At 42.7% G+C, this 12,585-nt stretch carries 12 protein-coding genes; 9 read left to right on the plus strand and 3 right to left on the minus strand.

From position 1 onward, the window contains the following. Positions 1-39: 39 nt before the first annotated feature. From ubiE to hemB, 9 genes are all read left to right on the plus strand, one after another. A complete protein-coding gene (gene ubiE, locus PCIT_RS16815) occupies positions 40-795 on the plus strand; it encodes a bifunctional demethylmenaquinone methyltransferase/2-methoxy-6-polyprenyl-1,4-benzoquinol methylase UbiE (protein WP_010365238.1) in 756 nt (251 codons plus the stop codon). 8 nt (positions 796-803) lie between these two features. Next, positions 804-1,406, plus strand: a complete 603-nt coding sequence (locus tag PCIT_RS16820; RefSeq protein ID WP_010365237.1) for a ubiquinone biosynthesis accessory factor UbiJ — start codon at positions 804-806, stop codon at positions 1,404-1,406. An 11-nt stretch (positions 1,407-1,417) separates the two neighbouring features. After that, positions 1,418-3,022 (plus strand): ubiquinone biosynthesis regulatory protein kinase UbiB, encoded by a 1,605-nt coding sequence (gene ubiB / locus PCIT_RS16825; protein ID WP_010365235.1) that lies wholly within the window; start codon positions 1,418-1,420, stop codon positions 3,020-3,022. A gap of 63 nt (positions 3,023-3,085) precedes the next feature. Next, entirely contained in the window at positions 3,086-3,313 is a 228-nt protein-coding gene (tatA, locus tag PCIT_RS16830; protein ID WP_010365232.1) for a Sec-independent protein translocase subunit TatA, read from the plus strand. 5 nt (positions 3,314-3,318) lie between these two features. After that, a complete protein-coding gene (gene tatB / locus PCIT_RS16835; RefSeq protein ID WP_010365231.1) occupies positions 3,319-3,630 on the plus strand; it encodes a Sec-independent protein translocase protein TatB in 312 nt (103 codons plus the stop codon). 32 nt (positions 3,631-3,662) lie between these two features. Then, positions 3,663-4,406: a twin-arginine translocase subunit TatC gene (gene tatC, locus PCIT_RS16840; protein ID WP_010365230.1), complete on the plus strand. Its 744-nt coding sequence runs from the start codon at positions 3,663-3,665 to the stop codon at positions 4,404-4,406. Positions 4,407-4,481: 75 nt separating this feature from the next. Then, on the plus strand, positions 4,482-5,270 hold the full coding sequence (locus PCIT_RS16845; protein ID WP_010365229.1) for a TatD family hydrolase: 789 nt from the start codon (positions 4,482-4,484) through the stop codon (positions 5,268-5,270). Then, the gene (locus tag PCIT_RS16850; protein ID WP_010365225.1) at positions 5,267-7,111 is read left to right on the plus strand and encodes a sensor domain-containing diguanylate cyclase; all 1,845 of its coding nucleotides are present in this window, start codon (positions 5,267-5,269) and stop codon (positions 7,109-7,111) included. The genes PCIT_RS16845 and PCIT_RS16850 overlap by 4 nt, the downstream gene beginning before the upstream one ends. Before the next feature lie 9 nt (positions 7,112-7,120). Then, a complete protein-coding gene (gene hemB / locus PCIT_RS16855; RefSeq protein ID WP_040696006.1) occupies positions 7,121-8,131 on the plus strand; it encodes a porphobilinogen synthase in 1,011 nt (336 codons plus the stop codon). Positions 8,132-8,195: 64 nt separating this feature from the next. On the opposite strand, the gene PCIT_RS16860 is transcribed toward hemB, so the two are convergent. From PCIT_RS16860 to PCIT_RS16870, 3 genes are all read right to left on the minus strand, one after another. Further along, entirely contained in the window at positions 8,196-8,591 is a 396-nt protein-coding gene (locus tag PCIT_RS16860) for a hypothetical protein (RefSeq protein WP_010365216.1), read from the minus strand. A 179-nt stretch (positions 8,592-8,770) separates the two neighbouring features. Further along, on the minus strand, positions 8,771-10,858 hold the full coding sequence (fusA, locus tag PCIT_RS16865; RefSeq protein WP_010365214.1) for an elongation factor G: 2,088 nt from the start codon (positions 10,856-10,858) through the stop codon (positions 8,771-8,773). Positions 10,859-11,157: 299 nt separating this feature from the next. Next, a complete protein-coding gene (locus PCIT_RS16870) occupies positions 11,158-12,459 on the minus strand; it encodes a GntP family permease (RefSeq protein WP_010365212.1) in 1,302 nt (433 codons plus the stop codon). Positions 12,460-12,585 lie beyond the last annotated feature (126 nt).

Genomic DNA, 12,585 nt, shown 5'->3' on the forward strand with positions numbered 1-12,585 from the left:
ACTAAGCACATCATAGTGTTCAGCCCAAAAGAGAAAACAATGAAAGAGTCGCCACAAGATACTGCTGATTTTGGTTATAAAACTGTTGATCGTGAAGAAAAAGCATCGATGGTCGCCGATGTATTCCATTCAGTGGCTGCAAAATACGACATTATGAATGACCTAATGTCTTTTGGGATCCATCGCCTTTGGAAACGCCAAGCCATTGCCTGCTCAGGCGTGAGGAAAGGCCATAAGGTCCTAGATTTAGCCGGTGGTACTGGTGATTTGACGGCTAAATTCAGTCAGCTAGTAACGGACAGCGGGCAGGTTGTGCTTGGCGATATTAATGATTCTATGCTGAAAGTAGGTCGCGAGAAATTGCGTGATTTAGGGTTAGTCAGCAATATCGAATATGTACAGATGAACGCTGAAGCGCTGCCTTTTCCAGACAACACCTTCGATGTGATCACAATTGCATTTGGTTTACGCAACGTAACAGATAAAAATGCCGCATTACGCTCTATGTATCGCGTATTAAAACCAGGTGGTCGACTATTGGTGTTAGAGTTTTCCAAAACAGACAATGAAGCATTATCTAAACTGTATGATTTTTATTCCTTTAATCTATTGCCATCAATGGGTAAAGTCATTGCAAATGACAGCGAGTCATACCGTTACCTAGCAGAGTCTATTCGTATGCACCCGGATCAGGAAACACTTAAAGGGATGATGGATGAGGCAGGCTTTGAACAAACCAATTATCAAAATATGACCGGGGGTATTGTCGCCCTGCACCGTGGTTTTAAATACTAGAGGTTCTTATGATTGAGGTCATTGCATGTGCCGCGCTGGAAGCAACTTTAAATCGCTTACTTACACTAGAACCTCAGCTTACCGTTGCACTAGAGAACACGAAACATAAAGTGTTGTGTGTTGAGTTACGTGATTGGCAACAGAATATTGCTCTGACTTATACAGGCAAGCAATTTATGCTATTCAGTCAATATGATGATGCTGCCGATTGTAAGATCAGTGCAAACATAGATACCCTGATGCAATTGACCAACCCAAGCTTGCTCACGCAGTTGATACGCCAAGATAAACTCGATTTAGAAGGCGACCTGCAATTGGCGCAAAGTTACAGCAATGCCTTTTCTAATTTAGATATTAACTGGGCAGAGCATTTATCTCGTTATTTAGGTGATGCACCTGCCCAACATGTAGTAAATTGCTTCCAAGATGCTAAAGAGCATGGGGCATCTGCCAATAAAACGTTGCAGAACACACTGACTCAATTATGCCAAGACGAGCTTAGGGTAACGATTCACCCGTTGGAACTTGAACAGTTTAAAGTGCATGTACGTCACATAAAAAATCACACAGCGCAATTAGAACAGCGCATTAATTCGTTACTTAACCGCTAAGGAACTCTACGTTGGCTGTTGCGCGTTTATATCAAATCACTCGTACTTTGCTACATTATGGATTAGACGATCTGATCCCCGATAAGAAACAACCTTGGTATGGCAAGCTAGCAAGAAAAAGCCTTTTCTGGCTCAAAAACAAACACAAAGATAAACCACTAGGGCTGCGTCTGCGACTCGCCTTACAAACTTTGGGTCCAGTTTGGATCAAGTTTGGCCAAATGCTGTCAACACGCCGTGATTTATTACCCCAAGATATCGCATTAGAGCTCGCGCAATTGCAAGATAAAGTGCAGCCATTTTGTGGTAAACAAGCACAACAACTTATTGAACAAGCGCTACAGATCAATGACATTAGCGAGTTATTTAGCGAATTCGATCAAACCCCCTTAGCGTCTGCGTCTATCGCACAGGTACATACCGCGCGTTTACACACCGACTCTGACACTAAAGAAGTCGTTATCAAAGTCATACGACCGAACATTGCTCAACAAATTGAGGCTGACCTTGCACTTATGGCACGCTTTGCCAGCCTGTTAGTAAAAATTGTTAGCCAAAGTCGACGCTTGCGTCCTGTTGAAGTAGTCAAAGAGTACAAAAAAACATTATTAGATGAGCTCGATTTACTACGTGAAGGTGCTAATGCGTTGCAACTTCGACGCAACTTTATTGATTCTGATTCATTATATATCCCTGAAATATATAGTGATTACTCTCGTAAAAATGTCCTTGTCATGGAGCGTATCTACGGGATCCCGGTCTCTGATACCGATGCATTATTGGCCCAAGGGACCAACATGAAGCTCTTAGCTGAGCGTGGCGTGGAAGTATTTTTTACTCAGGTTTTTCGAGACAGCTTTTTTCATGCAGATATGCACCCGGGCAATATTTTTGTCTCACCTCAAACACCACATAACCCCAAATACATCGGCATTGATTGTGGGATCGTCGGCACCTTAAATAAAGAAGATAAGCGCTACCTCGCTGAAAACTTTATTGCTTTTTTTAATCGAGACTACCGACAAGTCGCACAGCTTCATGTTGACTCAGGCTGGGTCCCTGCAGACACCTGCGTTGAAGAGTTTGAATTTGCTATTCGAACGGTTTGTGAGCCTATTTTCAATAAACCTCTCGCTGAGATCTCATTTGGCCATGTATTAGTAAACCTATTTAACACCGCAAGACGCTTCAATATGGAAGTACAGCCTCAGTTGGTTTTACTACAAAAAACGTTACTTTACGTTGAAGGACTAGGGCGACAGCTCTACCCGCAGCTTGATTTATGGCAAACCGCAAAACCCTTTTTAGAGCACTGGGTTAAAGAACAAGTCGGCCCTTGGTCAGTACTTAAGCAAGTGTATGCTAACTTACCATTTTGGGCCGAAAAAATGCCGGAGTTACCTGATTTACTTTACCAGACATTGAAGCAAAGTAATCGTAAAGTCACAGCTTCGGCACCTAAATCAAATACCAAACCGATGCTCTTGGGTATGTTAGCGTGTAGCGCAACAATCACCAGTTGTTTGTTATACTTAGCAAATGATGCAATGCTGGCGAGCAGTGCAATGCTTGTATCAGTCGGGTTATTTATCGCTGCATGGCGTAAAACAGGGTGATATTTTATACACTCTGCGTATAATCATTTTTAACAACTACAGTTCATTATCAACGGAGTAAATATGGGTTTTGGCGGGATAAGTATTTGGCAGTTATTAATTGTTTTAGCCATTATAGTTTTATTATTTGGCACAAAAAAACTACGCGGCATTGGCGGGGATTTAGGCAACGCCGTCAAAGGATTTAAGAAAGCGGTCTCTGATGAAGACAGCAAAACACCTGAACAATTAAAAGATCAGACAGTACAACAACAGCAAGAAGTGACGGAAAAGCAAAAGGATAAGGTTTAACCATCATGGGAATGTGGGAATTGGCCGTTGTGTTAATTGTTGGTTTGATTGTGCTTGGCCCAGAGCGGTTACCCGTCGCGATCAGAACGGTTAGTCGATGGGTTAAAACCATCAAATCCATGGCTAACTCAGTGAAAGCGGAAGTCAATGAAGAATTGCGCATTCATGAACTACACAACAACTTAAAAAAAGCTGAAGAGCAGAACATGGCTGATCTTTCTTCCACAGTAAAACAGTCTGTCGAAGAACTACAACAAGCTGCAAACTCTGTGAAACATAGCTATAAGAATGAGACTAAGCAGGCAGGTAAAGAGTAACCTCTGTGACCAATTAGAGTAATGAGTACACTATGTCAGATACGCAACAAAGCGGCTTCATCGGTCACTTAATTGAACTACGAAATCGTTTGATGAAAGCGATATTAAGTATTTTGGTGATATTTATCGCCCTGGTCTATTTTGCCAATGATATTTACGCATTTGTAGCCGCCCCTTTGGTTGCCCACCTTCCTGCCAATAGCACGATGATTGCAACGGATGTGACCGCCCCATTTTTCGCCCCTTTTAAGCTGACTTTATTCGTCGCCTTATTTTCTGCCGTACCCATGATCTTACATCAAGTATGGAGCTTTATTGCACCAGGGCTATACAAGCATGAAAAACGTATGCTTATCCCTATTTTATGTTCAAGTATTCTATTGTTTTACGCTGGTATTTCATTTTGCTATTTTGTTGTTTTACCGATTATTCTTGGGTTTTTTACCAGTGTCGGACCGGAGATGATGACCCTCTCCCCTGACATTAGCAGCTATCTTGCGTTTGCCCTCAAGCTCTTTTTTGCCTTTGGCGTCGCCTTCGAAATTCCTGTTGCGATTATGGTATTGTGCTGGAGTGGTGCGACTACGATTGAAAGCCTAAAAGAAAAACGCCCTTATATTGTGGTTGGTGCGTTTGTGATTGCTATGTTTTTAACGCCACCCGATGTACTTTCACAAACATTACTTGCATTGCCTATGCTGCTCTTATTTGAGTTAGGACTGATACTGGCTATTTTCTATTCAAAGAAACCAGAAGTAATGGAAAATAAACAGTGAACTTAAATATAGCGCTTAACAAGCTATCCTTACATCACGCTGCAAACTGCACCATGAAATAAAGCGAATGACCTGATGGAACACAACTTTATCGACGCAGGGGTTAACCTAACCAGCCCACAGTATGATGATAAGCGTAGCGACATTGTTGATCGAGCCACTGCTGCTGGCATCTCAAACATGCTCCTTATAGGCAGCAATATGATTGACTCCCAAGCCAGCTTAGCGCTTGCTAAAAAGTTTAACGTTGTCAGTACTGCCGGGGTGCACCCACATGATGCCAAGGATGCAAATAGTGACTTTATTCGTCAAATAGAAGGGTTATTAACACACAAAGAAGTCGTTGCCATCGGTGAATGCGGGTTAGACTTCAATAGAGACTTCTCACCGCGAGATATTCAAGAAAATATACTTGAGCAACAACTTACTTTGGCAAAGGTAACAAAAATGCCCGTATATTTGCATGAACGTGATGCATTCTCCGTTATGAAAGCACAATTAGAAAACACCGATGTTAAAGGGGTTTTGCATTGCTTTACTGGGGGTCGCGAAGCGCTAGAGTTTTACCTCAATTACGGCTTATATATTGGCATTACGGGGTGGGTCTGTGATGAACGTCGTGGCGCAGAGTTACAGGCTTTAGTGCCACTGATCCCAGATGACAAGCTGCTCCTCGAAACAGATGCCCCATACTTGCTGCCTCGTAGTCTATCTCCTAAACCCAAATCTCGTCGTAACGAGCCTATGTTTATTCATGAAGTCGCCAACACTGTCGCGCAATTACGTGGCCAAACAATTGAACACGTCGCCAAACTCAGTGTAGAAAACTTTAACCGATTATTTCTTGCTGGGCAAAGTAGATGATATTGGCGCGATTACTTACTCTATACCTATGCCTGTTTATTTTACCTCTCAAAGCATTAGAGCTTCAGGAGGATTTTAAAAAACAGTCAGAGCCACCTTTTGAGTATGTCGTCAATAACAGTCAGAACGTCGAAGAGTTACTTGCTTCTGACCCGAACTGGCAAGAAAGCACCCGTGGTGTCCTTAACCTTGGGCCCATTACCGATTACGTGTGGCTGAAAGTGTCTCTTAACAACCCGAGTAAAATTGAGCTTCCGCTTTTGCTCAGTATCGATAACAACTTACTTGATAAGATCAGTGCCTACATTCAATTGCATAACCGCTCATTACTGACCCTAGATTTAGGTGACGCTTTGCCACTAATGCAGCGCCCAATTAAGCATGAAGCACAGTTGGTTCCCATTGATTTGCCAGCACAAAGTAAAGGTGTGATCTATTTGCAAATTCAGCATCATGGCGCATTAAATATCCCGTTGAGCTTGTGGCACCCAATTGAATATCTCAAATATAAAAGTAAGTTTAATCTGATATACGGCATACTGGCTGGCTTTATGATTGCCATGGCGCTCAGCAACTTTACTGTATATACCTTCACGCGAAAGAACTACTTCCTATCAGCCGGCTTTATCATCACCATTATTTGGCTGCTCAATGTGCATCTTTATGGGTTTAGCTACCGCTATATATACGGTAACTGGCAGTGGCTACAACAATATGCGCAACCTGTCTTAGTACTCTATAGCTGTTTATTGTTCACTTCTTTTATTAGTCAAACCATTATCAGCAAAGCGCAGTTAAATACCTACCAAAAGCCAATTAAATGGCTCTGGAGCCTCGCGACGCTATTAGCAATATCATTGCTATTTATGCCTATAGAAATCGCACTGCTGAGTGCTTATATATTTAGCCTCACCTTGACCTCGGGGTACTTGATAGTCGTACTGGTAAGATACCGTCAAAATGCGCCACAACGTTATGCGCACCTGAGCCTTTTCAGTGCTCTAGTGCTCGCGATTGCCTATCAACTCTGCTTTGAGCTGGGCCTGCTCTCAGGTGCTTTGTTAGACAGACCCGTGACATATTTATGCTATTTATTTATTAGTATTATTTTAACTTACGCTTTAATGAGAAAGTACGTTACCGAGCGAGACCGTAAAATTCAAGCTCAGCAAGCTAAGCTCGCTCAAAGCCAAGCTGCAGATGCGTTGTTAAAAGAGCGCCTACATCTGCAAACACAAGCCCAAGAAGACCTAGAATCTAGTATTGATGAGCGCACCTTTGAGTTACAAGTTACGCTACGCGAATTAGAAGAAAAGAATCGCGAACTTGAAAAGCTCAACATGGAAGATCCTCTAACCAAGGTCAAAAACCGTCGCTATTTTGATAAACGGATCATGATGGAAGTAAGGCGCTCGCGTCGAGAGCAAACAATGTTAAGTGTGGTTATGTTAGATATTGACCACTTTAAAAGAATTAATGACACTTATGGTCACCTCGTTGGCGACCAAGCAATCTGTGCCGTTGCAGAACAAATTCAGCAACACCTAAAACGTCCTCATGATGAAGTATTTCGCTATGGTGGTGAAGAGTTCGTGCTACTTTTACCGAATACCACCGCGGCAGGCGCTATCGAGCTTGCTGAGCTCATTCGTTCTGACTTAGAGCACTTTCAGCTCACCGTTGGCGAGCATACCCTGACCATGACAATCAGTGCTGGCATTCGCAGTGCAATCGCCAGTGACAGTAAAAACCCGACATTATTTACCGACTTTGCCGATAAAGCATTGTATCAAGCAAAACAGCAAGGACGTAATCGTGTCATTGCTTATGAACATTCTTAGGAGACCACCGTGGCTCAATCTGGACTAGACCTTTTCCCATATACTCGCATGCGCCGTATGCGCCGAGATGACTTCTCTCGCCGTCTTATGAGCGAAAATCAACTATCTGTTAATGATCTAATCTATCCTGTCTTTGTACTGGAAGGAAAAAACCGCCGTGAAGCCATTGAGTCGATGCCCGGCATTGAACGCCTTTCTATCGATCTGCTATTAGAAGAAGCCAAAGAGCTAGTCGCATTAGGGATCCCTGCAATTGCTATTTTTCCGGTTACCCCCGCTGACAAAAAATCATTGCATGCAGAAGAAGCCTACAATACCGAAGGCCTTGCCCAACGCACAACACGAGCACTAAAAGAAGCTTTTCCCGAGCTGGGTGTAATAACGGATGTCGCACTCGACCCATTCACAACTCATGGTCAAGATGGAATCATTGATGATAATGGCTATGTGGTAAATGATGTCACCACGGAAATCTTAGTACAGCAAGCACTTTCTCATGCTGAAGCAGGTGCCGACATTGTAGCCCCTTCCGATATGATGGATGGCCGTATCGCGGCCATTCGTGATGCTCTAGAGCAACAAGGGCATGTAGATACCCGTATCATGGCATACTCAGCAAAATATGCGTCTAGCTACTACGGGCCATTTAGAGACGCGGTTGGCTCTGCAGGCAACCTCAAAGGGGCTGATAAGAAAACCTATCAAATGGATCCAGCTAACTCAGATGAAGCGATTCGAGAGGTTGCGCTTGACCTTCAAGAAGGGGCCGACATGGTCATGGTTAAACCCGGTATGCCATATTTAGATATTGTAAAACGGGTTAAAACTGAATTTGGTGTGCCGACGTTTGCTTATCAGGTCAGTGGAGAATACGCCATGCATCGTGCAGCAATTGACAACGGTTGGTTAGCTGAGCAATCCACCATCATGGAATCTTTGTTGGCATTCAAACGTGCTGGCGCTGATGGGATCCTGACGTATTTTGCTAAGCAAGCTGCGCAGTGGCTACAGCAAAAATAATACCGCTATAAAAGCATAAAAAAAGCGCCTTTTGAGGCGCTTTTTTTATGCTTTATGAAAGTACTTATTGCTCACTAATTATTTTTTTTGTTCTTTCCAGCTCTTCATTCGACATCTTCCAGCTATAAAAGCGGGTTTTGGTATGATCAGTCAATTTCACTTCTAGCACTTTTATGAAGCCAATCTGCAGCAGTTGTATATCAACAATCGCATCACTTGGGATGTACTGAGTATTCAAACCTGTTGAGTAACTAACACCTGCTTTATCAAGATGCACGTATCGACGATTGAGCATTGCTAAGCTCAATGATACCAATACACCTGCCAATAAAAAATAAGATGAAATCGTCAATATATTAGACAACAAGGGGGATGTTTGTGATACACCATAAATAATGATGCATAATAGTAATAGCGTACTGTAGAACATCCAGTTCACAGTTAAGTCTATTGTTTTCATAAAAGCCTCCATTCTTACGACAGTACCCAAAAAAACAACTGTTTTATTGAGAATGCAATGATAAGAGTATCATGTTCCTAAATCAAGAAACCTTTAAGCTTTTATTGTGATTTTTTCAAGACAAAAAAAACCGCTTATATAAAATAAGCGGTTTTTCGTATTTAATAAAAAAGAACTAATTACTTAGCTGCTTTTTTCTCTTTTTCTGCTGCAATTACTGTCTCAGCTACGTTCTGAGGACATGCTGCATAGTGTGAGAATTCCATTGAGAATTGACCACGGCCAGACGTAATAGTACGTAAGTGACCGATGTAACCAAACATCTCAGAAAGTGGAACATCACCCTTGATACGAACACCAGTAAGGCCAGCTTCTTGGTCTTTGATCATACCACGACGACGGTTAAGGTCACCGATTACGTCACCTACGTTGTCTTCTGGCGTGAACACGTCAACTTTCATGATAGGCTCAAGAAGTTGTGCACCCGCTTTAGGGATAGACTGACGGAAAGCGCCTTTTGCTGCGATTTCGAAAGCGATTGCTGATGAATCAACTGCGTGGAATCCACCGTCGAATAGCTCAACTTCAACGTCTAGTACTGGGAAGCCAGCTAGAACACCTTCTTCCATCATTGACTTGAAGCCTTTCTCAACTGCAGGCCAGAATTCTTTAGGTACGTTACCACCAACAACAGATGAAGAGAACGTGAAGCCTGAGTTCTGCTCGCCTGGCTTGATGCGGTAATCGATCTTACCAAACTGACCAGAACCACCTGATTGCTTCTTGTGCGTGTAGCTGTCTTCAATTTCTTGAGTGATAGTTTCACGGTATGCAACCTGAGGCTGACCAACGATAAGGTCTACGCCGTAAGTACGCTTAAGGATATCTACCTTAATGTCTAGGTGCAATTCACCCATACCTTTAAGGATAGTTTCACCTGAATCTTCGTCAGTTTCAACTTGGAAAGATGGATCTTCTGCAACCATTTTACCGATTGCAACACCCATTTTCTCGTTACCGCCTTTATCTTTAGGCTGTACCGCGATAGAGATTACTGGTTCAGGGAAGATCATCGGCTCAAGTGTACATTCATGCTTAGGCGCACATAAAGTGTGACCCGTTTGAACGTTCTTCATACCTACAACAGCAATGATGTCACCCGCTTGCGCTGATGTTAATTCATTACGGTCATCTGCTTGCATCTCAACCATACGGCCAACACGTTCAGTTTTACCTGTTGCAGAGTTAAGTACAGTGTCACCCTTGTTAAGCACACCAGAGTAAATACGGATAAAGGTCAAGGCACCGAAACGGTCATCCATGATCTTAAACGCAAGTGCACGTAGTGGCTCGTCAACTGATACAGTTGCAACTTCACCAGTCGGCTCACCTGTTTCTTTATCTGTAAGAGGCTGAGCGTCTACTTCTGTTGGAGAAGGTAGGTAATCAACAACAGCGTCAAGTACTAGTTGAACACCTTTGTTTTTGAACGCTGAACCACAGTAAGTCGGGAAGAACGCAAGATCACGAGTACCTTTACGGATACACGCTTTGATTTGTTCAATAGAAGGTACTTCACCTTCCATGTACGCTTCTAGTAGATCATCGTCTTGCTCTACAGCAGTTTCGATTAGCATCTCATGGTATTCTTCAACTTTGTCTACCATGTCAGCTGGAACGTCTAATACTTCATAGTTTTCAGGAAGACCAGTGTCATCCCAAACATATGCTTTCTTAGTAAGTACGTCAACAACACCAACGAACTCGTCTTCGATACCAATTGGTAACGTCATTACAAGTGGGTTAGCTGCTAGTACGTTAGTTACTTGGTCTACTACGCGGTAGAAGTCAGCACCCATACGGTCTAACTTGTTTACGAAGATACAACGAGCAACTTCTGACTCGTTCGCGTAACGCCAGTTTGTTTCTGATTGTGGCTCAACACCACCAGAACCACAGAATACACCGATACCACCGTCAAGTACTTTCAATGAACGGTAAACTTCAACTGTGAAGTCAACGTGTCCAGGAGTATCGATAACGTTAAAACGGTGATCTTTCCAGAAACAGCTTACTGCAGCTGACTGGATAGTAATACCACGCTCAGCTTCCTGTTCCATGAAGTCAGTTGTTGATTCGCCATCGTGAACTTCACCAGTTTTGTGGATTTGACCAGTTAGCTTTAGGATACGCTCAGTGGTAGTAGTTTTACCCGCATCAACGTGCGCGAAAATACCAATGTTTCTGTATTTCGATAAATCTGCCATTATTTTGCTCTATTTAAAGTAGAAAAATTATTCGGCGGGAGTATATCACCTCTTCTAGCGAACATCATCATTGATATCGCTTAAAATGCAATCAATTTAATAAAAAGTTGCTTTTTACTAGAATATGTAATTCAAAAATACAAATTCATCAGCGAATTAACTGAAATTATTATTAGTACCGACTGTGAAATGTTAATTTCAACACGTCATTTTATCGCTATTGCGCCTTCCCCAAGACGAGGGATTGTTTCTAACTTCATACCAAACACACCGGCTTTATATACACTGTTCATTCGAGCTTAAAACCAAATAAAAAGCCCGAGTATCATACCTAAGCCCAATAAAGGCACCACAACAGTTAGCATGGCCAATGGCCCATAAGCCGCTTGATGTGTTTCTTTACAAATCGCGCGCACGGTTGTCACCACATAGCCATTATGAGGTAAGGTATCAATCGCCCCAGAGCTGATGGCGACCACTCGGTGTAACTCACTATTATCAACACCGAGATCCAAATAATGTGGGGCAACCAATGGTAATGCGATGGCTTGCCCACCGGATGCTGAGCCAGTAAGCCCTGCAATAACACTCACCGCAATGGCCGCACCGACTAACTCATTACCCGGGATCTGCGTCATCAACGCCACCGCCTCTTGAAAAGCGGGAGTTTCCTTCGCAACAGCGCCAAAGCCCACAACAGCCGCGGTATTACCGATTGCAACCAAAGCCCCTGTGGTCGCCGAGTTTACGGCGTCAGACAGATTCATCAAGTACTTAAAATTAATAATGAACAAGCTCAAAACACCGCCTAATAACGCCACTATTAGTGCATGTTGTTGCAATACGCCATGCAATGAAAAAGATAACCCCAAAACAACCAATAACGGTAAAATACCAGTTATTGGATGAGGTAATTCTCTGGTCGCATGTTGCTCATCACTGCCTCGCACCTCAAAAACCTCTCCATTGATTTGCGCTTTTTTAATCATCCAAGTCAATAATGCATAGCCTAATAACGCCATAAATATCGCGACGATTACGCTTTCTTGCCATGCCGCATAAGGGGAAGTATTTAAGTACTTTATCGGGATCCAATTTTGAATTTCAGGCGACCCTGCTGATGTCATGGTAAAAGTCACTGAGCCAAAAGCCAGGGTGGCGGGAATAAAACGCCTTGGTAAATTCGCATCTTTAAACAAACTCAATGCCATTGGGTACACTGAAAATGCCACAATAAAAACACTCACTCCCCCATACGTTAATACCGCACACGACAAAACAACCGCCAATACCGCATACTTCATGCCTAAAGTACTAACAATACGCCCAGCAATGGCATCGGCTGCACCGGTATTTTCCATGAATTTACCAAATAAAGATCCTAATAAAAACATCAAAAACCAGGATTGCACAAAGCCAGCAAAGCCACTCATATATCCACTGATAAAGCTCACTTCCTGACTCGTTGGAAACACCATAATGCCACTGCTTAAGGCAACAACTAAAGCACACAACGGCGCAGATATAAATAAATTAACGCCTCTTAAGGTGAGTACTATTAATGTGATTAAAGCACATGCAAGGCCAATTGAACTGAGCATAATGTCACCTATAAATTCCTTTATACTGCCCCACTTGCTTAAATACTGTATAGCTACATAGCCTTTAACCTAAAAGCTCGTAAAGGATACAAACCTTACCAACAACGTAAATGCTCGTTCTATCAA

Source organism: Pseudoalteromonas citrea, from assembly GCF_000238375.3.
Taxonomy (GTDB): Bacteria; Pseudomonadota; Gammaproteobacteria; order Enterobacterales; family Alteromonadaceae; genus Pseudoalteromonas; species Pseudoalteromonas citrea.

What these genes read in the sequence shown, in the direction of transcription:
- PCIT_RS16845 (WP_010365229.1), top strand. Translation starts at nt 4,482, where the DNA reads ATGGAACACAACTTTATCGACGCAGGGGTTAACCTAACCAGCCCACAG.
- fusA (WP_010365214.1), bottom strand. Translation starts at nt 10,858, where the DNA reads ATGGCAGATTTATCGAAATACAGAAACATTGGTATTTTCGCGCACGTT.
- PCIT_RS16820 (WP_010365237.1), top strand. Translation starts at nt 804, where the DNA reads ATGATTGAGGTCATTGCATGTGCCGCGCTGGAAGCAACTTTAAATCGC.
- tatC (WP_010365230.1), top strand. Translation starts at nt 3,663, where the DNA reads ATGTCAGATACGCAACAAAGCGGCTTCATCGGTCACTTAATTGAACTA.
- tatA (WP_010365232.1), top strand. Translation starts at nt 3,086, where the DNA reads ATGGGTTTTGGCGGGATAAGTATTTGGCAGTTATTAATTGTTTTAGCC.
- ubiE (WP_010365238.1), top strand. Translation starts at nt 40, where the DNA reads ATGAAAGAGTCGCCACAAGATACTGCTGATTTTGGTTATAAAACTGTT.
- PCIT_RS16860 (WP_010365216.1), bottom strand. Translation starts at nt 8,591, where the DNA reads ATGAAAACAATAGACTTAACTGTGAACTGGATGTTCTACAGTACGCTA.
- PCIT_RS16870 (WP_010365212.1), bottom strand. Translation starts at nt 12,459, where the DNA reads ATGCTCAGTTCAATTGGCCTTGCATGTGCTTTAATCACATTAATAGTA.
- tatB (WP_010365231.1), top strand. Translation starts at nt 3,319, where the DNA reads ATGGGAATGTGGGAATTGGCCGTTGTGTTAATTGTTGGTTTGATTGTG.
- PCIT_RS16850 (WP_010365225.1), top strand. Translation starts at nt 5,267, where the DNA reads ATGATATTGGCGCGATTACTTACTCTATACCTATGCCTGTTTATTTTA.